Annotated in this window: 22 protein-coding genes; 9 read left to right on the forward strand and 13 right to left on the reverse strand. The window is 61.4% G+C overall.

Going from position 1 to position 21,176, the window contains the following annotated elements:
• Position 1 precedes the first annotated feature (1 nt).
• The 5 genes from GUY40_RS07115 to bglX all read right to left on the reverse strand — a co-directional run bounded on the left by GUY40_RS07115 (position 2) and on the right by bglX (position 7,968).
• Positions 2 to 625 carry a flavin reductase family protein gene (locus GUY40_RS07115; protein WP_166568242.1) on the reverse strand — a complete coding sequence of 208 codons (624 nt, stop codon included), beginning with the start codon at positions 623 to 625 and terminating at the stop codon, positions 2 to 4.
• Positions 626 to 792: 167 nt separating this feature from the next.
• Positions 793 to 2,115, reverse strand: a complete 1,323-nt coding sequence (locus GUY40_RS07120) for an MFS transporter (RefSeq protein ID WP_166568243.1) — start codon at positions 2,113 to 2,115, stop codon at positions 793 to 795.
• A gap of 166 nt (positions 2,116 to 2,281) precedes the next feature.
• Complete coding sequence (locus tag GUY40_RS07125) at positions 2,282 to 3,616, reverse strand: sigma-54 dependent transcriptional regulator (RefSeq protein WP_166568244.1); 1,335 nt, start codon at positions 3,614 to 3,616, stop codon at positions 2,282 to 2,284.
• Positions 3,610 to 5,367, reverse strand: coding sequence for an ATP-binding protein (locus GUY40_RS07130; protein ID WP_166568245.1), 1,758 nt, complete (start codon positions 5,365 to 5,367; stop codon positions 3,610 to 3,612). The genes GUY40_RS07125 and GUY40_RS07130 overlap by 7 nt, the downstream gene beginning before the upstream one ends.
• A gap of 306 nt (positions 5,368 to 5,673) precedes the next feature.
• Positions 5,674 to 7,968, reverse strand: a complete 2,295-nt coding sequence (gene bglX, locus GUY40_RS07135; RefSeq protein WP_166568246.1) for a beta-glucosidase BglX — start codon at positions 7,966 to 7,968, stop codon at positions 5,674 to 5,676.
• A 203-nt stretch (positions 7,969 to 8,171) separates the two neighbouring features.
• Here bglX and GUY40_RS07140 point away from each other — a divergent pair, with 203 nt between their 5' ends.
• The 7 genes from GUY40_RS07140 to GUY40_RS07170 all read left to right on the forward strand — a co-directional run bounded on the left by GUY40_RS07140 (position 8,172) and on the right by GUY40_RS07170 (position 12,773).
• A complete protein-coding gene (locus GUY40_RS07140; protein ID WP_166568247.1) occupies positions 8,172 to 8,780 on the forward strand; it encodes a LemA family protein in 609 nt (202 codons plus the stop codon).
• Entirely contained in the window at positions 8,780 to 9,520 is a 741-nt protein-coding gene (locus GUY40_RS28550; protein ID WP_166568248.1) for a YgcG family protein, read from the forward strand. Before GUY40_RS07140 ends, GUY40_RS28550 begins: the two co-directional genes overlap by 1 nt.
• Positions 9,521 to 9,543: 23 nt before the next feature.
• A complete protein-coding gene (locus tag GUY40_RS07150; RefSeq protein WP_166568249.1) occupies positions 9,544 to 10,161 on the forward strand; it encodes a TPM domain-containing protein in 618 nt (205 codons plus the stop codon).
• Positions 10,162 to 10,323: 162 nt separating this feature from the next.
• Positions 10,324 to 11,541 carry an SAM-dependent methyltransferase gene (locus tag GUY40_RS07155; RefSeq protein WP_166568250.1) on the forward strand — a complete coding sequence of 406 codons (1,218 nt, stop codon included), beginning with the start codon at positions 10,324 to 10,326 and terminating at the stop codon, positions 11,539 to 11,541.
• Positions 11,542 to 11,736: 195 nt separating this feature from the next.
• Entirely contained in the window at positions 11,737 to 12,009 is a 273-nt protein-coding gene (locus GUY40_RS07160; RefSeq protein WP_166568251.1) for a response regulator transcription factor, read from the forward strand.
• Positions 12,010 to 12,043: 34 nt separating this feature from the next.
• Complete coding sequence (locus GUY40_RS07165; protein ID WP_371924731.1) at positions 12,044 to 12,430, forward strand: head completion/stabilization protein; 387 nt, start codon at positions 12,044 to 12,046, stop codon at positions 12,428 to 12,430.
• A complete protein-coding gene (locus tag GUY40_RS07170) occupies positions 12,423 to 12,773 on the forward strand; it encodes a putative holin (protein WP_166568253.1) in 351 nt (116 codons plus the stop codon). Before GUY40_RS07165 ends, GUY40_RS07170 begins: the two co-directional genes overlap by 8 nt.
• Here GUY40_RS07170 and GUY40_RS07175 read toward each other — a convergent pair.
• Complete coding sequence (locus tag GUY40_RS07175) at positions 12,770 to 13,189, reverse strand: helix-turn-helix domain-containing protein (protein ID WP_166568254.1); 420 nt, start codon at positions 13,187 to 13,189, stop codon at positions 12,770 to 12,772. The two genes, GUY40_RS07170 and GUY40_RS07175, sit on opposite strands and share 4 nt — an antisense overlap.
• 291 nt (positions 13,190 to 13,480) lie before the next feature.
• Between GUY40_RS07175 and GUY40_RS07180 the strand changes: the two genes are divergently transcribed.
• Complete coding sequence (locus GUY40_RS07180; RefSeq protein WP_166568255.1) at positions 13,481 to 13,759, forward strand: ogr/Delta-like zinc finger family protein; 279 nt, start codon at positions 13,481 to 13,483, stop codon at positions 13,757 to 13,759.
• An 81-nt stretch (positions 13,760 to 13,840) separates the two neighbouring features.
• Here the strand turns inward: GUY40_RS07180 and GUY40_RS07185 are convergent, their stop codons facing one another.
• Positions 13,841 to 14,860: a DUF4917 family protein gene (locus GUY40_RS07185; RefSeq protein WP_166568256.1), complete on the reverse strand. Its 1,020-nt coding sequence runs from the start codon at positions 14,858 to 14,860 to the stop codon at positions 13,841 to 13,843.
• A 177-nt stretch (positions 14,861 to 15,037) separates the two neighbouring features.
• Positions 15,038 to 16,363, reverse strand: coding sequence for a hypothetical protein (locus GUY40_RS07190; RefSeq protein WP_166568257.1), 1,326 nt, complete (start codon positions 16,361 to 16,363; stop codon positions 15,038 to 15,040).
• A 273-nt stretch (positions 16,364 to 16,636) separates the two neighbouring features.
• Here GUY40_RS07190 and feaR point away from each other — a divergent pair, with 273 nt between their 5' ends.
• On the forward strand, positions 16,637 to 17,554 hold the full coding sequence (feaR, locus tag GUY40_RS07195) for a transcriptional regulator FeaR (protein WP_166568258.1): 918 nt from the start codon (positions 16,637 to 16,639) through the stop codon (positions 17,552 to 17,554).
• 119 nt (positions 17,555 to 17,673) lie between these two features.
• Here feaR and GUY40_RS07200 read toward each other — a convergent pair whose 3' ends face one another.
• The 5 genes from GUY40_RS07200 to GUY40_RS07220 are packed head-to-tail and all read right to left on the reverse strand — an operon-like array spanning position 17,674 to position 21,075.
• Complete coding sequence (locus GUY40_RS07200) at positions 17,674 to 18,201, reverse strand: cytochrome c (RefSeq protein WP_166568259.1); 528 nt, start codon at positions 18,199 to 18,201, stop codon at positions 17,674 to 17,676.
• Positions 18,202 to 18,216: 15 nt separating this feature from the next.
• Positions 18,217 to 18,738, reverse strand: a complete 522-nt coding sequence (locus GUY40_RS07205; protein ID WP_166568260.1) for a methylamine dehydrogenase light chain — start codon at positions 18,736 to 18,738, stop codon at positions 18,217 to 18,219.
• A 17-nt stretch (positions 18,739 to 18,755) separates the two neighbouring features.
• Positions 18,756 to 19,370 (reverse strand): methylamine dehydrogenase accessory protein MauD, encoded by a 615-nt coding sequence (gene mauD, locus GUY40_RS07210; RefSeq protein WP_166568261.1) that lies wholly within the window; start codon positions 19,368 to 19,370, stop codon positions 18,756 to 18,758.
• A gap of 3 nt (positions 19,371 to 19,373) precedes the next feature.
• Positions 19,374 to 19,913 (reverse strand): MauE/DoxX family redox-associated membrane protein, encoded by a 540-nt coding sequence (locus tag GUY40_RS07215; protein ID WP_166568262.1) that lies wholly within the window; start codon positions 19,911 to 19,913, stop codon positions 19,374 to 19,376.
• Between the two features lie 10 nt (positions 19,914 to 19,923).
• Entirely contained in the window at positions 19,924 to 21,075 is a 1,152-nt protein-coding gene (locus GUY40_RS07220; RefSeq protein WP_166568263.1) for an amine dehydrogenase large subunit, read from the reverse strand.
• Positions 21,076 to 21,176 lie beyond the last annotated feature (101 nt).

The following is a 21,176-nucleotide window of genomic DNA, read 5'->3' on the forward strand; positions in this document are numbered from 1 at the left end:
ATCAGCGGTTAGCCTGCGGCCGGTTCATCTTGAACAATTCTCCCAGACGGAAGTAATCGGCCGGGCCGCCGCCGCGCAGAATCGGGTCGGCTGCGGCGGTGTCGTAGATACCGTCCTTGAGTAGCGACTTGTCGATATGAACGGCGACCACTTCGCCGAGAATCAGCCAGCTGGGCACGAGTTCTTGATCAGCGCGCTGCAGCTGGACGATTTGCGTCACCTTGCATTCAAACGAGACGGGGCTTTCCAGCACTCGAGGCACCGCGACCACGCGTGAAGCCATCGGGGTCAAATGGCTCAGGGCGAACTCGTCGACCTCCGGCGCCACGGCTGTGCAACTCTGGTTCATGGCCTCGGCCAGCGGAAAGGTCGCCAGGTTCCAGACGAACTCACCGGTTTGCTCGATGTTGTTCAGGCTGTCTTTGCGCCCGACACTGGAAAAACCAATGATGGGCGGAATGTAGTTGAAGGCATTGAAGAAGCTGTAAGGCGCAAGATTCAGGCGCCCGTCGCGGTCATGCGAGGAAATCCAGCCAATCGGGCGCGGGCCGACAATGGCGTTGAACGGGTCATGGGGCAGGCCGTGGCCCTGTGCGGGTTCGTAGAAATACTTGTCGTCGGACATACCGGATTCCTTGGTGTCGCAGCCAGCGACTTCAGACGTGAAAAGCGCACAGTGTGCTGGGCAAATGCCGGGCGTGCCACTGTTCACGATTCAAAAAGCCCATCCAGCATCAGGCATGAAAAAGGGCGATGCCGTTACCGGCATCGCCCCTTTTTTGCGCTACGAGATCAGTTGCTATCGATCTTCGAATGCTTGCGGGTGTCTTTCATGAACACGTACACCAGCAGCGAAACCGCAATACAACCGGTCACGTACCAGTAGTAGCCGGTTTCCATGCCGACGCTCTTGAACCACAGGGCCACGTATTCAGCGGTGCCGCCGAAGATCGACACGGTCAGTGCGTACGGCAGGCCGACGCCCAGTGCGCGGATCTCGGTCGGGAATAGCTCAGCTTTGACCACGGCGTTGATCGAGGTGTAGCCGCTGACGATGATCAGCGCGGCCATGATCAGGAAGAACGCGCCCCACCAGGTTTCGATGGTGTGCAGGGTGGTCAGGATCGGCACGGTGCAGATCGTGCCCAGCACGCCGAAGGCGATCAGGATCGGGCGACGGCCGATCTTGTCCGATAGCGAGCCGATCACCGGTTGCAAGCACATGAACAGGAACAGCGTGGCGGCCGAAATGGTGGTGGAGTCAGAGATGCTCATCCCGGCGGTGTTCACCAGGTATTTCTGCATGTAAGTGGTGTAGGTGTAGAACGCCAGGGTGCCGCCCATGGTCAGGCCGACCACGGTCAGCAGCTCCTTGGGGTGACGCATCAGGATGCGCATGGTGCTTTCTTTGGGCTTGTCCTGCTTCTTGGTGAAGGATTCGGTTTCCTCCATGCCGCGACGCAGGTACAGCGCCACCACGGCACACAGCGCGCCGATGGCGAACGGAATGCGCCAGCCCCAGCTGTGCAGCTCTTCGGTGGTCAGCACTTGTTGCAACACGATCAGCACGCCCAGCGCGATGAGCTGGCCGGAGATCAGGGTCACGTACTGGAAGCTGGAGAAGAAGCCGCGACGTTCCTTGGTCGCCATCTCGCTCAAGTAGGTGGCGGAGGTGCCGTATTCGCCGCCGACCGACAGGCCCTGCAGCAGGCGAGCCAGCACCAGCATGATCGGCGCACCGACGCCAATGGTCTCGTAGCCGGGGGTCAGGGCGATGATCAGCGAGCCGAAGCACATCATGACGACCGACACCATCAGGGCGGATTTTCGGCCCTTGCGGTCAGCGTAGATGCCCATGATCCAGCCACCGATCGGGCGCATCAGAAAGCCCACGGCAAAAATGGCGGCAGTGTTCAGCAGTTGAGCAGTGGTATCGCCGGCCGGGAAGAAGACCTTGGCGAAATAGAGGGAGAACGCAGCGTAGACGTACCAGTCGTACCACTCGACCATGTTGCCGACCGAGCCGCTGAAAATCGACTTGAGGCGGCTGGAGGTGGTTCGTTCGGCAGCGGGTGCAGCCGCCGCCCCAGCAGGCAGGGTATTGGAATTATCCATGATGGATCCTTCTAGTTGTTTTTGTGGAGCGCGTTGAAACGCAGCCTGGCAAGGCTATAGCAGGAGCTGTGCCAGGTCTGTAACGCCCGTTCTAGAAGGGTTTAAGGGTGTGGAGTGAGCGGAAATCCGCTCATTACCCTGCAATGGATAAGCGGAAATCTGCCGATCAATCGCCTTTGAGGAAGTCTTCACGGAGCAAACCGTGGCGCTGCATCTTTTCGTTGAGCGTACGCCGGGGGAGTTGCAACTCATTGAGTACGGCTTTTATATCGCCCTGATGGCGCGTCAGTGCTGCGCGCAGGCACTGGGCCTCGAATGCTTCCTGCTGGGCGGCGAGCGATTGCCCGCTGGCCGATACCTCGGTCCAGGTGCCGTCCAGCCCCAGGACATGGCGCTCGGCGGCGTTCGCCAGTTCACGGACATTGCCTGGCCAGTCGTGACTGAGCAGCCGCCCCAGTTGCGCACCATCGAGTGGGTTGAAACGACGGTCCAGGCGTTCTGCGGTGCTGCGGGCAAAATGGTCGAAGAGCAGGGGAATATCTTCGCGCCGGTCGCGCAGCGGTGTCAGGCGCAGTTCGGCGACATTCAGGCGGTAGGCCAGGTCTTCGCGAAAGCGCCCAGCCCGGGCTTCGTCGAGCAGGTCAGGCTTGGTCGCGGCGATGATCCGCAAATCGACCGTGATGCTCTGGTTCGACCCCAGCCGCTCAAGCTTTTGTTCCTGTATCACGCGCAACAGCTTGGCTTGTTGCGCCAGTGGCATGCTTTCGATTTCATCGAGGAAAACCGTGCCGCCGTTGGCGAATTCGAGTTTGCCGATGCGTTTACCCTGAGCGCCGGTAAAGGCGCCGCTTTCATGGCCGAACAGTTCGGCTTCGAACAGCTGCTCGGGAATTGCCGCGCAGTTGAGTGCCACAAACGGCTTGCTGGCGCGGGGGCCGAAGTCGTGCAGGCAGCGGGCCACGCGTTCCTTGCCGCTGCCGGTTTCGCCACGAATCAACACATTGACTGGCAGGCTGGCCAGATCGAGCACTTGTCGACGCAGGGTTTGCAGGCCCTGGGAGACGCCGAGCAGGGTATCGTCCAGGCGCGCCTTGAGGTCGGCCTGTTCGTGCAGGCGGCGGTTTTCCAGGACCAGACGGCGTTTTTCCAGGGCGCGTTGCAGGCTGTTGAGCAGGCTCTGCGGGCTGAACGGCTTTTCCAGAAAGTCGTAGGCACCGCTGCGCATGGCCTCTACCGCCATGGGCACGTCGCCATGGCCGGTGAGCAGAATCACCGGCAAGTCGGCGTCCAGCGCCTGCAGCCGTTGCAGCAGTTCCATGCCGTCCATGCCGGGCATGCGCACGTCACTCAGAATGACGCCGGGAAAGTGCATCGGCAGCTGCGCAAGGCAATCCTCGGCGCGGCTGCACAATTGCACCTGGAAACCCGACAGGCTCAACCACTGCTCAACCGCGGTGCGGATGCTGGCCTCGTCGTCGACAACGATCACCGAATTCAACATGGGGCCTCCGGGTTCGCGGGCAGGGTCAGGGTGAAGAGTGCGCCAGCACCGCGATTATTGGCCGTGAGCCGGCCGCCCAGTTCGTGAACGATGCCGTAGGACACCGCCAGACCAAGGCCCAGGCCATCACCCACCGGTTTGGTGGTGAAGAACGGGTCGAACACATTGGCCAAATGCTCTGGGGCAATGCCGCCGCCACTGTCGCCAACGCTCAAGTGCCAGTCGCCCTGGGCCTGCTCGATTCGCACTTCCAGGCGCTTGAGCGGTTTATTGCTCATGGCGTCCAAGGCATTGCGGATCAGGTTGATCAATACCTGTTCAAGGCGAATGGCATCGCCGCGGACCCAGGCCGGGCGGGTCAGGTGTAGCACCGTGCTGACCGCTTCGGCACGAATGCGCGGGTCCAGCAGGTGCAACGCCTGGTCGACCACACTGGCCAAGTCCAACCGTTCGCGCAGGCCACCGGGGCTTTTGCGGGCGAAGGTTTTCAGGTGCCCGGTCAGGGCGGCCATGCGCTCGAGCATCTGATCCAGCGGTTCCAGTGCCTTGTAGGCATCATCGGCGCGGCCGTGCTCGAGCAGCAGGCGCAAGGTGGCCAGTTGCATCCGTTGGGTGGTCAAGGGCTGGTTGATTTCATGGGCCAGCGCCGCCGACATCTGCCCCAGTGCAGCCAGTTTGGCCGACTGCACCAGGCCTTCCTGGGCTGTGCGCAAGTCACGGGTGCGTGCTTCGACCAATTGTTCGAGTTCTTCGCGGCTGCGCTGACGCATGCGCGCCAGGCGCCAGCGCTGGTTGAGGAACAACAGCAGAAACACCAGGCTTAGCCACACGGCCGCAGCGGCAAACGCGGCATTGCGCCCGTCTTCATTGGCGTGGTGTTGGCGCAGCAGGTGCAATGTCCAGCCTTCGGTCTGCAGTGGCAGGGATTCCCACAGGTAATTGGCCTCGCCCTGCGGGCCTTGGACGCGAACCAGGTCGCTGTTGTCGGCGAAGCGATCGAGGGTCTGGCGCTCAAGTGGGGTGAGTGGCTGGTTGTTGTATTGACGGGTCGCTGCCAGTTCGGCGCGATCACTTGCCGACAAGGGTTGCAGTTCGCGATAACGCCAGCCGTCCTGATTGGCGATAAAGACAATCCCGCGGGCATCGCTGACCAGGATGGTATCGCTGCCCTGACGCCAGTCGCGTTCCAGCTCCGGGAACTCCAGCTTGACCACCATGGCACCGAGAAAACGGGCATGTTCGTCGGTCACGGCACTGGCGAGGAAGTAGCCGGGGATCCCGCTGGTTACCCCCACGGCGTAAAAACTGCCGCTGCCGGTGCTGCGAGTCTGCTGGAAGTAAGGGCGAAAGCCGTAATTCTGGCCGACATAGCTGGTCGGCAGGCGCCAGTTGCTGGCGGCAACCGCCATGCCAGTGCGGTCCAGCAATTCAAGGGTCGAGGAATTGGCGGCACCGTTGATGCGTTCCAGCTTGAGGTTCAGCGCGTCCTGAATGCTGCCGTTGACCGTCCCGCGCAGGGCGTTGATCAACTCCGGGTCCAGCGCCAGCACGGCCGGCAAGGCGCGGTAACGCTCGATCAAGGTGTGCAGTGACGTGGCATACAAGTGCAGCTGTTCATTGGCCCGCGCTGCTTCATCAACCATCGCCACCCGCTCGGCATGACGCATGGCGAGGCCGGCTGACATCAGCGTGCCGAGCAGGATCAGCAGAACGATCAGCGAGAGGCGCAAGGCGCGAACGGATGGGCGCATGGGAATCAGAAAGGACCAGGGAGGAGGGCACGATAGCATTTATGCTCGTTGGACGCTGAGCCTGCAAGCGCCTGTAGGGGGCGCTCCAGGATCAATGACCTGACGAGAAATCACGATGGTGTACGTAGGAAATTACACATAACGGGTAGGGGCCGGGCTTGCCCGCGAATAAGGACACCGCGGTCTTTCAGGCATTGCGCGGTGCTTTCATTCGCGGATAAATCCGCTCCCACATGGGTCTCGCCTTAACTGACTGACATTGGGGCAAGCCCTGCTCTTACATTGGCAGCAGGGCCAGCGGCTATCTCAAAGCAGCTCGAAACTCTGCTGCTCCACCGCCTGCGAATCCAACCCGACCTGCACACTGAACTCCCCAGGTTCGGCTGCGTACTGCAGCTGGGTGTTGTAGAACTTCAGATCGTTCTCGTCGATGGAGAATTTAATGACTTTCGACTCACCGGCCTTGAGCAATACCTTCTGGAAGTTCTTCAGCTCTTTGACCGGCCGGCTCATGGAAGCCGTCACGTCCTGGATGTACAGCTGCACAACGGTTTCGCCATCACGCTGACTGGTGTTTTTCACGATCACGCTGGCTTCGAGCTTGCCGCCCTTGTTCAGCGTCTTGTTCGACAGTGCAAAACCGGACAGTTCGAAACGGCTGTAGCTCAAGCCATAACCGAAGGGGTACAGCGGGCCGTTGGGCTCTTCGAAGTACTGTGAAGTGTAGTTGCCCGGCTTGCCCGGTGTGTAAGGGCGACCGATGCTCAGGTGGTTGTAGTACATCGGAATCTGCCCCACCGAGCGTGGGAAGGTAATCGCCAGCTTGCCGGACGGGTTGTAATCGCCGAACAGCACGTCAGCAATGGCGTTGCCGCCTTCAGTACCGCTGAACCAGGTTTCCAGGATCGCGTCGGCTTCTTCGCGCTCACGGCTGAGCGCCAGCGGGCGGCCGTTCATCAATACCAGTACCAGCGGTTTGCCCGTGGCTTTGAGCGCCGTGATCAGCGCGCGCTGGCTGGCCGGGATTTCCAGTGAGGTTCGGCTGGAAGACTCGTGGGACATACCACGCGACTCACCCACCGCCGCGATCACCACGTCAGCCTGACGGGCTGCCTTGACGGCTTCCTCGATCATCGCTGCCGCCGGACGTGGGTCAACCTCCACTTCTGGGTGGTTAAAGTTGAGGAAGTTCAGGTAGTCGACGATTTTCAGGTCGTCGGTCACGTTCGCGCCTTTGGCGTAGAGGATTCGCGCGCGATCGCCGACGGCCTTGCGCAGCCCGTCATGCACGGTCACCGACTGGCGCGGAACACCGGCGGCGGCCCAGCTGCCCATCATGTCGATGGGGGCATCAGCCAGCGGGCCGACCAGGGCGATGGTGCCTTGTTTCTTCAGTGGCAGGATCTGGTTGCGGTTCTCCAGCAGCACCAGGCTCTTGCGCGCCACGTCACGGGCGGCTTCGCGGTGCAGGCGGCTTTCGGCGTTGGTGTCGGCCGGATCTTCGCTGGCGACACCAATGCGGCGGTATGGGTTGTCGAACAGCCCCATGTCGTACTTGGCGCCGAGGACTTCGCGCACCGCGTTGTCCAGCTCTTGCTGGCTGACTTCGCCAGACTTGAGCAGGCCTGGCAGCTCTTGGCCATACAGCGAGTCATTCATGCTCAGGTCGATACCGGCCTTGATCGCCAACTTCGCAGCCTCACGGCCATCACGGGCGACGCCGTGGCGCACCAGCTCGGTGATCGCGCCGTGGTCGCTGACGGTCACGCCCTTGAAGCCCCAATCCTTGCGCAGCAAATCTTGCATCAGCCAAGTGTTGGAGGTGGCCGGGATGCCGTTGACCGAGTTCAGCGCCACCATCACACCGCCAGCACCGGCGTCGATGGCCGCGCGGTAGGGCGGCAGATAGTCCTGGTACATTTTGGTCGGGCTCATGTCGACCGTGTTGTAGTCGCGGCCACCTTCAACGGCGCCGTACAGGGCGAAGTGTTTGACGCTGGCCATCAGGCTGGTGGGCGAGGCGGCGCTCTGGTCCTGGAACGACTTGACCATCTGCGCGCCGATCCGCGATACCAGGTAGGTGTCTTCGCCGAAGCCTTCACTGGTGCGGCCCCAACGCGGGTCGCGGGCGATATCGACCATGGGCGCGAAGGTCATGTCGATGCCGTCGGCACTGGCTTCGATGGCCGAGGTGCGGCCGACCGTGGCGATGGCGTCCATGTCCCAGCTGGAGGCCAGTGCCAGGCTGATCGGGAAAATGGTGCGGTGACCGTGGATCACGTCATAGGCGAAGAACATCGGGATCTTCAACCGGCTGTTCTTCACGGCGGCGTCCTGCAGCGGGCGGTTTTCGCTGCGGGTGATCGAGTTGAAGGTACCGCCGATGCGTCCTGCCGCGATCTCTTTGAGGATCTGTGGCTGAGGCATTTCCGGGCCGATGCTGATCAGGCGCAATTGGCCGATTTTTTCAGCCTCGGTCATCTGCTTGAGCAAATCGGAAACGAACGCGTTTTTTTGCTTCAGCGCATCGGCTTGCGTGTCGGCAAAGGCCGAGTGACTGGCCAGGCTGACAAGTAGGCCCAGCAAACACAACTTATTCATGTATTCAATTCTCAAGGCTCACAACAGTCTGCACGGCGCAGACTGTTCAGCCGAAGTTGGGGGAGCGGCTATTGTTGTATTCGCTGGTGCATCTTTTAGCCAATCGGGCAGGCGCAATCCAGCAGTGGCGACGGATTATGCCTCAAGTCCCGGGCTTGAGGGCGAAATGGGCCAGGTTCCCTCCATTGAGGAGCGTTACGCACATGCACGACCATCGGGTATCAGGCGCCGGTTTCAAGGTGCTGCTGTGGATGCTGCTGACCAGCCTGCTGGCCGGCTGCGGCATCAACAACATCCCCAGCTACGACGAGCAGGTCAAGGCGGCGTGGGCGCAGGTGGAAAACCAGTACCAGCGCCGCGCGGACCTGATCCCCAACCTGGTCGAGACCGTCAAGGGGTACGCCAGGCAAGAGCAGGAAACCTTGACGGCAGTGATCGAGGCGCGGGCCAAGGCCACGTCGATCCAGGTCGACGCCAGCACCCTCGACAACCCGGAAAAACTGCGCCAGTTCCAGCAGGCCCAGGAGCAGCTTACCGGCGCCTTGAGCCGTTTGATGGTGGTGTCCGAACGCTACCCGGACCTCAAGTCGAACCAGAACTTCCTGGCTCTGCAGTCCCAGCTTGAAGGCACGGAAAACCGCATCGCCGTGGCCCGGCGTGACTTTATCGCCGCAGTGCAGCGGTACAACACCGAGATCCGTACCTTCCCCGGGCGGTTCTGGCACATGGTGATGTACAGCAGCATGCCGGTGCGGGAGAGCTTCGAGGCGACCAGCGCGGATGCCGATAAAGCGCCAGAAGTGAAATTCTGATGCGTGCGCTCAGGCTATGCCTGGCGCTGCTGCTGATACTCGGCGCGGCGGCGGTGCGCGCCGAGCTGATCTTCCCGGCCTTGACCGGTCGGGTGGTGGACAACGCCGGCATGCTCGACGCCAACACGGCGACCCTGTTGACCGACATGCTTGCCGCCCACGAGCAGGGCACTGGCGAGCAGGTGGTGGTGGTCACCCTGGCCGATTTGCAGGGCAGCAACATCGAAGACTACGGCTACCAACTGGGCCGCCATTGGGCCATCGGCCAGCAGGGCAAGGACAACGGCGCCCTGTTGATCGTCGCCCGCGACGAGCGCAAGCTGCGCCTCGAAGTTGGCTATGGCCTGGAAGATCGCCTCACCGACGCCCAGGCCTCGGTCATCATCAATCAGGTGATGACCCCGGCGTTCAAGCGCGGCGACTTCAAGCAGGGCATTCGTGCCGGTACCATTGCCATCATTCAGGTGCTGGGGGGTAACCCTCTGGCCGAGCCGGCGCAAGCCTTCGGGCAGTCCGCTTCACAGAAAGCACCGGGCTGGGTCATCAGCCTGATCGTGCTGTTGTTCATCATCGTCTTTATCAGCCAGGGCCTGGGTATCAGCGGGGTCGGCCGCCGTGGTGGTAGCTCGGGTGGGTTCGGCGGTGGTTTCGGTGGCTTCGGGGGTGGAGGAGGAGGCGGCGGCGGTTTCAGCGGTGGCGGTGGGAGTTTCGGCGGCGGGGGGTCGTCGGGCGGTTGGTAAAACAATAATGAGAACCTCGAGCCATGGCTTTATTGAGTGAGTACGAACAACGCCAGGTTGCCGAAGCGATCGCCCGCGTTGAACAGCAAACCGATGCGGAGCTGGTGACCGTGCTGGCGGCGCGCGCCGACGATTACGCTTACATCCCGCTGCTATGGGCCAGCCTGCTGGCGCTGGTGGTGCCGGGGCTGGTGAATTACCTGTTGGGGCTTCTGAACGTACACACTTTGCTGATGGTGCAATGGCTCTGCTTCTTTGTCCTGTGCCTGCTGTTTCGCATTCCGGTCATCACCACCCGACTGATCCCTCGCTCGGTGCGCCACTGGCGCGCCTCCAACCTGGCGCGGCGTCAGTTTCTCGAACAGAACCTGCACCACACCGTCGGCAGTACCGGCATGCTGATCTTCGTCAGCGAAGCCGAGCGCTACGTCGAAATCCTGGTCGACGAGGGCATCTCCAGTCGCCTCGACAACAGCGTCTGGGATTCGATCGTCAAGGCTTTCATATTGCAAGTGAAGGCCGGGCAGACACTGGAGGGGTTTATCAGCTGCATCGAGGCGTGTGGGGAGTTGCTCAAGGTGCATGTGCCGGTGACCCATGTGAGGAATGAGTTGCCAAATCGGTTGGTGGTGCTCAGCTGAACCTGAAAGATTCAGGTGGCAACAACCGCACAGCCGCTTTCCTTCTGCATCTTTTCGGCTGACCGGCGCACAGGGAAACCACAAACCCTGTGCCCTATCGGCGCAACCCCCGTAAAATGCCCGGTATTTGCGCTTGCGCGCCCCGCAATTCGAGGCACCTGAATGTCCGTTACCGTTCCCTGCGCCAAACCCGCACCCGATCAGCGTGCGCAGTTCCTGACCCTGCTTGAGACCAGCCTTGAGCAAAACGCGCTGGTGAAGCTGGTGTTGGCCCGTCATGTAGGCGCGCAGGTGGATTTGCAGCGGCTGATCATCAAGCCGTTGACGGTCAAGGAACAGCCTTGCCTGTCATTTGTGTACCGCTACAAAACCCGCGACATAACCCGCAACTTCCCGCTCGATGAGGCGCAAGCGCTGGTGGCCGAGCTGTTGCCGGAGAGCTTTCGCAATGCGCACCTGCTGACCCTGACCGATGAGTTGCAACTGGAGTTCAGCAAGAAGGGCAAGCCGATGCTGCACCGCACCGCGGCGCAGCAAACCCGGGAAGCACCGGCCGCCGGGCATGATCGGGAGAAGAAGCGTTATCTGGAGCTGGCCCGGCCGTTTCTGGTCGACCTGGGCGTGACCGATCGCCAGCACCAGTTGATCCCGGCGATGTCGCGCAAGTGGAAGCAGATCAACAAGTTCATCGAGGTGTTTTCCCATGCTCTAAGCAGTTCGGTGCTGTCGGCGGAGCAGGCGTTGCGGGTGGCGGACTTCGGTTCCGGCAAGGGCTACCTGACCTTCGCCATTCATGATTACCTGACCAACACCTTGCAGCGCCAGGCCCAGGTCACCGGGGTGGAACTGCGCCAGGACATGGTGACCCTGTGCAACACCGCCGCCGCACGGCTGGAGCACCCGGGGCTGACCTTCGAGCACGGTGATGTGCGGACCGTGGTGCCCAGCGAGATCGATGTCATGATTGCGCTGCACGCCTGTGACATCGCCACTGATTACGCCATTCACACCGGTATCCGCTGTGGGGCGGCGATCATCATGTGCTCGCCGTGCTGCCACAAGCAGATCCGTCTGCAAATCCAGAGCCCGGGCCTGCTCAAGCCCATGCTGCAATACGGTCTGCACCTGGGCCAGCAGGCGGAGATGGTCACCGATAGCCTGCGCGCGCTGTACCTGGAAGCCTGCGGTTACGAAACCAAGGTGTTCGAGTTCATCTCGCTGGAGCACACCAACAAGAACAAGATGATCCTCGCGGTCAAGCGCGCCCAGCCCGCAGACCCGAGTGCATTGCTGGAAAAAATCCAGGCGCTCAAGGCGTTTTACGCCATTGAAGAGCACTGTCTGGAAAGCCTGCTCAAAGCTGATGGCTTGTTAGGCTGAACCAGAGCGACCTGCCTCAGGGCAGGTCGCTTGCCGTACCCCTTCCTTCCCCCGCGTTACACATCATTTGTAGCAACTGGAACGACACCCCCCCGTCGTTGCCCGGCTGTGGTCGCGCGCCCACACTTTCTTCCGTAGGTAAATTCATTGCGGCGTGCAGCTTGGCACCCCGCTTATCGGCAGGAAGCGTATTCAATGCAGAAACTTAAGGAAGGCCGTTCCGGTACGCCGGTCTGCGCCAGGCAAGAGGGCGACAACACGACCGACATCGTGCTGACGCCGCGAGAACTGGATGTGCTGGGCTGGTTTTCGTTGGGCAAATCGACCTGGGAAATCGCTCATATTCTGAGTTGCACCGAAGCCACCGTGAACTTTCATTTCTGCAATATCCGGCGCAAGTTCGATGTTTCTTCCCGCACGGCTGCGCTGGTCAAGGCGCTGAGACTGGGGATAGTGAACCGTGAATGAGCCACCGTTGGATTTAAAAGGGAGCGCAGCACCGGTGGGTGCTCGCTGTATCAACAGCGACCCGTTCTGGCCTTCCATTGACCTGGACAATTTGCGCCAGCAACTGCAGATACCTCCAGCGATCAGCGATGCGCGCCTGGAAGTGGCGGCCATTGGTGCGGTGATTCGGGTCAATCGTGAGTTCGGGCAGTGGCGCCGGGGGCTGAAACTCAAAGGCTACAACTGCCTTGAGCAGTTGCGCGCCGAGCCCGAGGACGAAACGCCGGTATTGGTCCGTTGTTATCTCAAGGCTGTGGCAGCCCAGACCGCGCTTGAGCTTGAAAGCCATTTTCGAGAAACCGACCAGAGGCTTCGGTGCCATGACGGCAGGATTGACGCCACCCGCAAGAAAGGCAAAAAAGGAGACAACGGCCATGGCTGAGCCGTCCAGCAGTATTACCAGTGTCTATATCGGACTGGCGTTGGCCGCTGTCGCGCCGAAAATTGATGGCGATGCGTTGTTCGGGTCGTTGCTGGGCGCATGGTTGGTGTCCAGCACGCGCCAGCACTTGAAGGCGTGGCAGCGGCTCGGTTCATTGACGCTGTCGGCCGGAGTTGGCTACCTGTTCGCGCCGATGGTGTTGTCCGTCGCGCCGTTTCTGTCCACGGGTGTAGCGGCGTTTATCGGGGCGGTTGTCGTTATCCCCATCTGCATCAAGGTCATGGTGTGGCTTGACGCCGCTGACTTGCGTGAGGTGCTGCAACGCTTGCGGACTGGACGCTAGCGCGCTGCGCTGATCTGGGCCAGAGAGGCGGACAGCAGTTCGACGCGCTGTTCCAGGTCTCGCAAACGCTTCTTTTCCTGGGCCGCGTTGTGAATGAACTGTTGATCCGCCGCATTCAGGCCGCGAAGCAGGTCGAGCAGTTCAAGCTCTCGGGGGGTATGGGTCTGGTCCTGCGCATTGAGCCCGGTACGGTCCCGTCGCAACATCGGGCCTTCGCCCGTCAGCAACCAATCAAGGGAAATGGCGTTTTTTTCAGCAAGGTCTATGCAAATTGCATAGGGAATACTGTCGCGGCCTTTCCAGCTGCTGAGTGTCTGCGGGCTGACGCTGAGTGCTGACGCCAGCTGTGAGTCAGTGTTTGTTTCGGTCACGCGTTTCAGCCGACTCAACACAGCCGTAGATCCTTTGTTACGCATTTTAAGTATATCCATTTGACTTAATTGTTATATATCGCAAAAAATTATGCGAAATGCGTACCTTTATGCACTCGGGGACACCAATACGATGAACTTCGGTAACGCAATGCCTAAAAATCCCAAATCAAAGAAGGAAATTTCCTTCTTTGATTGGGCGTACTTGCTTACATCCATAAGCTTACAAGAGAGATTGGAAGTCATGAACAAAAGTCATTATCTCAGGGGCGAAACAAAGCGCAGCGCCTTGTATGTAAGGTTCTGCGAGGCTGGTCAGTTCTGCGGGAGTCCTCAATGAGCACGTATAAAATGGTCTGCCCGCATTGCTTGAGCCGCATGCGTATTCGCACCAGTGAAGGTCGGCACATTTTCTTGCGAATTGCTTATTTGCAATGCACGAACGAAGCCTGTGGCTGGTCGGTACGCGCCGAGTTCGAGATGACCCACGAACTGTCGCCCAGCGGCATGCCCAACCCTGAAGTCAGGCTGCCGCACGCGGAGGGTGAGTTGCGCCGAGCTGCCGCCAAGCCGGTGCAGCCTGCAGAGGCAATGGTTGCTGAGCCAGCCTTGTGACGCAAACGATCACGGTCGTTGGGAAGGGGATGAGGGTTGCCGGGCAGACACGGTCCCGGCGCCCCGGCGGCAGTCATGCACTCAGCGCCGCCGCTTTGCAGGCCCCAACAACTCGACCGGCACATTCAAGCCAGTGTCGCCCAGCGGATGGCTGGCCGAATCAAAGAATTCCAGGCTCACACCCCCAGCGCCGAACAAACGGCTGTAGTGCTGTTTCTGGCTGATGATCGAGGCTTCGCTCAACGGAAATACCGAGATCAACAACTGCTTTACACCGCTCTGTTGAATCGCCGCAACGATATGGTCATCGCTGCGGCCCAGGCTGTGGCCGAAGATGCACAAGGCGCCTTGGTGATGGGCCAGTTCGCCGTAGCACCAGCTCAAGTAATCCGAGCCGCGAATCATCCGCAGCTTGTCTTCGGCTGTGCTTTCGTTGACGAACAGCGGCACATCCCCCGGCGTATTGATCGCAAAGCCATCGAGCAGGTTGCTGGCGCTGGCGCTGCGTTGGCGGGTGCTGGCGTCCTGGTTCTTGAGCAGGTGCAGGCCACCGTGCAGGTAATGCACGCGGGCGCCTTCGGCGGGAATCGTGGCACTGTTGAAGCCTTCGTCAGTGTGCAACAGGTCGGCAAAACCTTCGGGCTGCTGCTGGACGGCCCAGTGGCAGAGCAGGTCGTAATTGGTCGAGTACACCCGTTCGTACTGTCGCAGTTCGTGGTTGATGGTCTGCAAGGTCTGCGGCTGCACCAGCCGCCAGGGGATATGCACGCTGCGCAGGGCGTGGATCAATGCTTCCTTGATGGCGTAGTAGCGATTAAGCGGGGAGGACGAACTGATCGCCAGTGCGGCGTTGACCCTGACCGTGGTGTTGAGGGCGCTGAGCACCTGTTCGAAGCTCTCGGTACCCATGGACTTGAACAGCGCCAGGTCGGTCTGCCCCAGCGGCTTGTTGCGCACCCGCTGGGCCCGCTCGAACAGCGACTCATAGGCAAAGTTGCGCCAGATCGCACGGCTTGCGCCGTTGCCCAGCAGCAGCCCGCTGCAGCGGGTTTGCAGGTCAGGCCAGTGGGCCAGCGCAGAGTCGAATGCTTCGGGTTCCATGGGGTGTCTCGTCTTGTTCGCGGGTATCAACGGGCGGCGACTTTAGCACAGCCTGGTCGGCTTCCCAGTAGGAGCAGGGCTTGCCCGCGATGCAGGCGCCGCGGTGTACCCGAAACACCGCGGCGCCTGCATCGCGGGCGAGCCCTGCTCCTACCCCGCGGTCCATCAACCCTTCAATCAGAACGATGTCGCAAACACCAACTGGCTATACAGATTCGTGTCGTTGTTCCCCAGCTGCGTCCCACCGTGCTCGGCGCTCTTGTCCGGCTGATACAAGCCGATCACCGGCATGACCATCAAGTGTTCGTTGACCGCCCACTCTGCATACAGGTCCAGCTCGCGGCCATCGGTGTTGCCCAGGTTTTTGTCGAGGGTCTGGAAGTCGAACCACAGTGCGCCAATGCTCAGGTTCTCGAGCGGCGAGACTTTCAGGCCGACATGGTGCACCTGGGTGTTGCTATTGAAGGGGCCTGAGTAGTTGCCCGCCACTTCACCCTGGAACCAGGTGCCATAGCCACGGCTGAAGCCGTAGAACAGCGGGTCGAAGGCTTCCGAGAAGCGGCTGTAGCGATAACTGACAGCCGGGGTCCAGGGTGCGTCGGCGAATTTCCAGCCGGCTTCCAGGTACCAGGCGTCTTCGTTGCCAGCCTCGCGTTTGTCCTGCCAGGCGTACTCGCCCGACAGCGAGAGGTTTTCCACGCCGGCGTTGCCTTGCCCGCGCAAGCTGTACGTTTTCATGTTGTCGCGGTCGAGCTGGAGCGGCGAGGCGAATGCTTCATCCACATCGGTGACTTCAATGTAGGTCAGGCCCACAGTGCCGGCGTCTGCGACATGCTCCAGAGTGCCCACCACCAGCTCCGATTTGGCCTGGGCGCGGTTATCGGACTTGAGCCACATCAGGTCGCTGCGCCAGCCCTGTTTGCCGCCCAGGCGCAGCACAGCGGTCTGATCGAAATTCTTGCGCGCCGCCAGGTAATAGCCACCGCCACGATTGAACTCGCCATCGGCCACGCCGTGACCCAGGTTGAGTGCGTCGCCGTTAATCAGGAAGCCATCGCCCACCATGATGTTCTGCCGTCCGAACGACAGGTCCACGCCATCCTCCCCCAAGGCCTGAAACAGGTTGCCCGAGCGCCAGCCCAGCGACGCATCCTCGATTTTGGTGGTGCGTTCGGAGCCGTCGCTGAAGCCGGCTGCATCGCCATCGCCCCAGGTACCGGAGCTGAGCAGACCGAACGCGCCGTAGGCGGTGCCAACGGCGCCCAGCCCTTGATCGAACGCCAGGCCGTATTTGATGTAGCCCTCTTTCCAGGACGACGAACCTTCACTCAGTCGCCCCGACAGGGCGTAGTTTTCCTGGCTGTGAAACAGGCCGAACACCGCTTCGACCTTGGCGTTCAGGTGGGTGTCGTCATCGGCGTACAGTTCGTAAGCGCTCGCGTGCGAAGCCGCGCTGACCAAGAATGCAAGGGTGGATAAGCGGAGCAACGGCGAGGATCTCATGGACGGGTTTCCATTGTTATTTGTTTGTCGGCCGATACTAAGGCGCTGCTGGAATCCGGCCTTTAACCTGCTTGCCATTCACTTGACTGTGATTGCCAGATTTGCCCAGCAGCGCTGTTTTTCAGTTATCTGTGGCACGCCCGCCAATGGCTCTGAAGATTTCCCCAATAGGCAGTCCGCGCGCGTTGTGCCTATAGTCGCCAACGCTTGATGAACCGGCCGTGAGTGCCGGTATGACTATAAAAACACTGCATCCATGAGGCTTCGAAAGCCATGACGACTGCACCTGTACAACGGGTGGACCGCTTTGACCAATGGCTGGACCAGGTCAATCAGGTCTGCGGCAATTTTTCGGCAACCACTTTGGGCGACAGCTTCGAGGGCGCGATCAGCGAATATCGGGCGGGCACTATCAAGCTGAGCGTGGTCGACGTCGCCCAGGCGCGGCTGTATCGCGCTCAGGATGAGCTGGCGCGCAGCGACGCCGCGCACTATTACGCAGCATTCCAACTCAACGGCCAGGCCTGTATGGAGCAGGCGGGCCACAGCATTGAACTGTTGCCCGGCGACGTCACCCTGATCGACTCGACCCAACCCAGCAATTTCGTCTACACCGGCCAGTCGCGCCAGCTGTCGCTGGTATTGCCGCGGCAATTGGTGGAGCACAGCCTGCGCTTTGCCGGAGTGAAATGTGGCCAACGGATTCCGGCCAGCTCATCGGGTGCGCTGCTGGCGCGGCAGTTGATTCTGGAATCGACCCGCCAGCCCGACTTCAGCGTGCCGGAAAGCGAGGCAACCCTGGAAGCCATCGTCAGCCTGCTGCGCCCGGCCATCAGTGCGCTGGAGCCTGAAGACGCCCACGACCGGCTGCTGCGCAAGGCCATGCGTTATATCGATGAGCAGTTATGCGGCGAAGAACTGTGCCCGGAACGGTTGGCGCGCGAGATCGGGGTTTCGGTGCGCGGGCTGTATCGGTTGTTTGCGAAGAAGGGGCTGGTGGTGGCGCAGTACATCAAGAACCGCCGCCTGGACTTTTGCGCGCAGAGCTTGCGCCAGAGCGGGGCAGAGCAGAAGTTGTCGGCACTGGGGTATGCCTGGGGGTTTGCGGATTCGAGCCACTTTTCGACGGCGTTCAAGGCGCGGTTCGGGGTGTCGCCCGGGGAGTATCGGCGGCGGTATCACGCGTCGTGATCTGTGATTTTGGGGCCGTTTCACGGCCCATCGCGGCCAGGTCCGCTCCTACATAAACCGCGTACCTCGTGTAGGAGCGGACCTGGCCGCGATGGGCTGCGCAGCAGCCCCGGCTCAACTCAGTACGCCATCGGCATCCCATCTTCAATGGCAATACCCTTGGCCCGCATCTGCTCAATCAACCCGGCCCGGGTCTGCGGCAGGTTCAACATCGGCACCTTGCGAATCCTTCCGACTTCCTCACCGGTATACGGCTGGTAGTGCTCCGGCACGCTCTTGCCGGCCATGCCATCAGGGCGCATCAGCCAGTTGATCAAGTCTGCCAGCTGATCATCGTTGAGCGCCGATTGCGACATTCCCGGAACCTGCACCAGAAACTCACGGCCACCCGGTACCTTCAGAAAGTTACCGACAAAGTCCTTCATCCGCGGGGTGTCGTTGGCCACCGAGCCCTCACCGTTGCCCAGGTGGCAGCCGGCACATTGCAGCTGGTAGTTCACCGGCGTGCTGTAACCGGCCTGGGCAATCGGCGTTTGTGGCGACTCGTTGCCCGGTGCATGTGTCTGGTTCGGGTTAGGGATGGCGCGAGCCAGCGCCAAAGGGGCTGCCATGGCGCTTGCCAGTGCCACGATCCACAGTAAACGCATGTTCGCCCCCAGGGTTCAGACCGCGACGCCGCGGATGATCGAAACGGTGCAGTGGTAGATATGCGACTTGGCCGCCAGGCACCAGTTGATGTCGTTGTTGTTGAACGGACGGTAGGCCGGTTCCTCGCTGTCGTTACGGGTACAGGCACACTGGGCGCAGCTGTGCTTACCGCAGCAGTCGTTATAGGAAATGATGTAGTCCTTGCCATCGGCCGGGTTGCGGCAGGTGCCGATCCAGGTCACTTGCGAGACTTCGGTGCCCGGTGGGCAGGAGGTCACCGAGCCGCCGCAGCAGCTGCACAGAAAGCCGTCGACGGAGCAGTAGCGCCAGTAGTCGCAGCTGTTCGGATCGCCCGGGTCACCGGCCATGGGCTTGTCGGCGGCCAGCGCCTTGCTGGTACGGTCGATCGGCAGCAGCACCGGCAAGGCGGCGCCGGCGACGATCAGCGAGCCGAGGCGCGCCAGCAGCTTGCGCCGCGAAGTGGTGTCGGCGACATGCCGGCTGGAGCGTTCGAACAACAGGTCGAGCAGTTTCATGGGGTTTGCCCTTCTTGTCAGTGGCTGTGAGTGTGGGAGTGCGGCTGCGTCTGACCGTGCAGGTATTGCTGCAGGGTCGCACTGCCCAGGTGCTCAGCCTCGAACAGGCTGTCCAGGTGCTCACGAGAATTGACCAGCCCTTTGGAGCGCAGGATGCCGGCCTGGTCGATCAGTGCTGCGTAGGGCAACTTGCCGATCTGGTAGGTCATGCCGACTTCCGGGCCGACCACGTAGGTCGCGTTTTCCAGTTTGTGCTCACGGATCAGCGCCTGCTGCGCGTCCATGTCGCCGTCGCTGACGTAGATCACGTCGAGGCGGTCGGCCTGGTCCCTGGCGATCGATTTGATCGCTGGCAGCAGTGACTTGCAGATCGGGCAGGTGGGCGAAAGGAAGAACAACAGCTGGCTCTTCTTGCCGGCATAACCGAAGTTCACGGGCTGGCCGTTACGGTCAGCGGCGGTGACTTTGGGTGCTGGCTCATTGACCGCCACGCCCTTGTCGACCATCAGGGCACCGGCAGGCGCCAGGCGCGAATGCAGAATGCCGATCTGGCGAACCAGGCCCATTACGACAAAAGCCAGTGCCAGCAGCAGGCACCAGAGCAATACGTTGGAAACAATCAAGCCTTCCATATCTCACCTTCCAATCAGTTTGAGCAGACGTGGGCTGTTGGCCAGCAGGCCATCGGCCGCGGCGTACAGCAGCAGGGTGACGGCGCTCGCGGCCAGTACCACAAAACCATCAAAAAAGCCCAGTTCACGCGCCTGTGGGCTCAGGCTTGCGACCAGCGCCAGTAGCACCAGCAGGCTGTTGCGCAGCAGCAGCGCCGGGCGAATCGGCTGGGCCTGGTCGGGGCCGGCGCAACCGCAGTCGATGTCGTTGCGACCGCGCCACAGGTTCAGCCCGATCGCTGCCGCATACAGCGCCAGCAAGCCAGCGGCCAGCGGCGCGGCATAAGGGCGGCTGAACGGCGCCAGCAAGGCCAGCGCAGTGCCCGCTTCCAGCACTGGCAGCAGCCGAGCGACCAGGCGCACCAGGGCCTTGGGCAGCAATTGGTAGTCTTCGACCTGGTTGGCAAACCTGGCGGGCGCACGAAACTTGTGGGTCGCGGCGCTGGCCAGGATCACGGCGACCGTGACGGCGCTGGCGATGACGAGGATCGGATCAAGTTGCATGCTGCACCTCTCAGTGGCTGAGAACCTGGGTCGGCGTCTTGGTGATCTTGTCCATGGTGCCGGTGTGCTTGCCGCTGGTCAGGTCGAACACTTCCAGGCCGCCCTCGATGTTGGTGCCCAGCAGCAACGGCTTGCTGTCGCTGGTGGCGTGCAGGCTCCAGATCGGCTTCGGCGCTTGCAGCGTGCCAACCTTCTTCTGGGTCTTCAGATCAAAGGCCCAGACCAGCGGGCTCGGGTCTTCCCACTTCATGGGTTCGTGGGCGTCGTGCATCAGCACGTACAACCGATTGAGCTTGGGTGCCACGGTGATCAATTGCCAGCCGCCCGGCGCCCAGCCGGCTTTCTTCTCTTCTTCGCTGACCAGCGACCAGCTCGGCAGGGCCTTGGGTTCGCTGCCGGAGAAGTCGACCGGGCGCACGGTGCCGGTGGTGGTGACGAAGTAGTAGGTGTCGCCCACGGCGATCCCGCGTTCTACCAGTTTCTCGGCGTTCGGGTCGAAGAACGGGGTCTTGCCGCGCGAGACTTCCTTGCCGCTGTCATCGAGCGTGACCAGTTGCAAGCTGCCGTCGCCGCACAGCGACGCAAAACCGCGCTTGCCGACCGGGTAGTTGAGCACGCAACCGGGGATGGCGATTTCGCCGGCCACGGTCTTGCTTTGGGTATCGACCACGGTGACCGAGGTCGATGGGGTGAAGTTGTAGACATAGACAAAACGGTCATCGCTGCTGGTGCCCAGGGCGTAGCGTTGGCTCAGGCTTTCGGAGCGTTTGGTGGGGATCAGCACTTCCCAGCTGGGCGACAGGGTCGAGGTGTCCCAGGCGGTCAGCACGTCGGTACGGGTGCCGCGAGTGCCGCGCGAGTAGAACAGGTCGGCGGTGTACAGCGTGTGGTTGTCGCGGCTCAGGGTCGACGGCGCGGCAAAGCCGGTGCTGACCATGCCGAGCATGCGTTTCTTCTCAGGATCGACCACCACGACCCGGCCGGTCACAAAGTTTTCGAACTCTACGTCGACGATGTAGGCGCGGTGCGGGTCTGGCGGGAACGGCAAGGTGGTCTGGCCGATACCGGTGTCGGCGGGCAACTCGGCGCTGGCCTGGCTCAGGCCGACCAGCGACGCGCCAAGCGCAAGCGTCGTATGGGCGAGGATCCTGGATATTCGCATGGGGGGCTCCCTTGATTATTGGACTGGCGGATCGCCGATGCACGGGCAGAAATCTGCAGTCCAAGTCTGCCTTGTGACAGCGCGCCCGGAATTGTTCTGCC

This window comes from Pseudomonas sp. R5(2019) (genome assembly GCF_009905435.1).
Lineage (GTDB): Bacteria > Pseudomonadota > Gammaproteobacteria > Pseudomonadales > Pseudomonadaceae > Aquipseudomonas.

Bases quoted from the DNA above. Each gene is read 5' to 3' on its own strand.
- GUY40_RS07140 (WP_166568247.1), top strand. From the start codon at position 8,172: ATGCACGACCATCGGGTATCAGGCGCCGGTTTCAAGGTGCTGCTGTGG.
- GUY40_RS07130 (WP_166568245.1), bottom strand. From the start codon at position 5,367: ATGCGCCCATCCGTTCGCGCCTTGCGCCTCTCGCTGATCGTTCTGCTG.
- bglX (WP_166568246.1), bottom strand. From the start codon at position 7,968: ATGAATAAGTTGTGTTTGCTGGGCCTACTTGTCAGCCTGGCCAGTCAC.
- GUY40_RS07150 (WP_166568249.1), top strand. From the start codon at position 9,544: ATGGCTTTATTGAGTGAGTACGAACAACGCCAGGTTGCCGAAGCGATC.
- feaR (WP_166568258.1), top strand. From the start codon at position 16,637: ATGACGACTGCACCTGTACAACGGGTGGACCGCTTTGACCAATGGCTG.
- GUY40_RS07185 (WP_166568256.1), bottom strand. From the start codon at position 14,860: ATGGAACCCGAAGCATTCGACTCTGCGCTGGCCCACTGGCCTGACCTG.
- GUY40_RS07120 (WP_166568243.1), bottom strand. From the start codon at position 2,115: ATGGATAATTCCAATACCCTGCCTGCTGGGGCGGCGGCTGCACCCGCT.
- GUY40_RS07125 (WP_166568244.1), bottom strand. From the start codon at position 3,616: ATGTTGAATTCGGTGATCGTTGTCGACGACGAGGCCAGCATCCGCACC.
- GUY40_RS28550 (WP_166568248.1), top strand. From the start codon at position 8,780: ATGCGTGCGCTCAGGCTATGCCTGGCGCTGCTGCTGATACTCGGCGCG.
- GUY40_RS07170 (WP_166568253.1), top strand. From the start codon at position 12,423: ATGGCTGAGCCGTCCAGCAGTATTACCAGTGTCTATATCGGACTGGCG.
- GUY40_RS07205 (WP_166568260.1), bottom strand. From the start codon at position 18,738: ATGAAACTGCTCGACCTGTTGTTCGAACGCTCCAGCCGGCATGTCGCC.
- GUY40_RS07175 (WP_166568254.1), bottom strand. From the start codon at position 13,189: ATGCGTAACAAAGGATCTACGGCTGTGTTGAGTCGGCTGAAACGCGTG.
- GUY40_RS07155 (WP_166568250.1), top strand. From the start codon at position 10,324: ATGTCCGTTACCGTTCCCTGCGCCAAACCCGCACCCGATCAGCGTGCG.
- GUY40_RS07160 (WP_166568251.1), top strand. From the start codon at position 11,737: ATGCAGAAACTTAAGGAAGGCCGTTCCGGTACGCCGGTCTGCGCCAGG.
- GUY40_RS07190 (WP_166568257.1), bottom strand. From the start codon at position 16,363: ATGAGATCCTCGCCGTTGCTCCGCTTATCCACCCTTGCATTCTTGGTC.
- GUY40_RS07200 (WP_166568259.1), bottom strand. From the start codon at position 18,201: ATGCGTTTACTGTGGATCGTGGCACTGGCAAGCGCCATGGCAGCCCCT.
- GUY40_RS07220 (WP_166568263.1), bottom strand. From the start codon at position 21,075: ATGCGAATATCCAGGATCCTCGCCCATACGACGCTTGCGCTTGGCGCG.
- GUY40_RS07180 (WP_166568255.1), top strand. From the start codon at position 13,481: ATGAGCACGTATAAAATGGTCTGCCCGCATTGCTTGAGCCGCATGCGT.
- GUY40_RS07215 (WP_166568262.1), bottom strand. From the start codon at position 19,913: ATGCAACTTGATCCGATCCTCGTCATCGCCAGCGCCGTCACGGTCGCC.
- GUY40_RS07115 (WP_166568242.1), bottom strand. From the start codon at position 625: ATGTCCGACGACAAGTATTTCTACGAACCCGCACAGGGCCACGGCCTG.
- mauD (WP_166568261.1), bottom strand. From the start codon at position 19,370: ATGGAAGGCTTGATTGTTTCCAACGTATTGCTCTGGTGCCTGCTGCTG.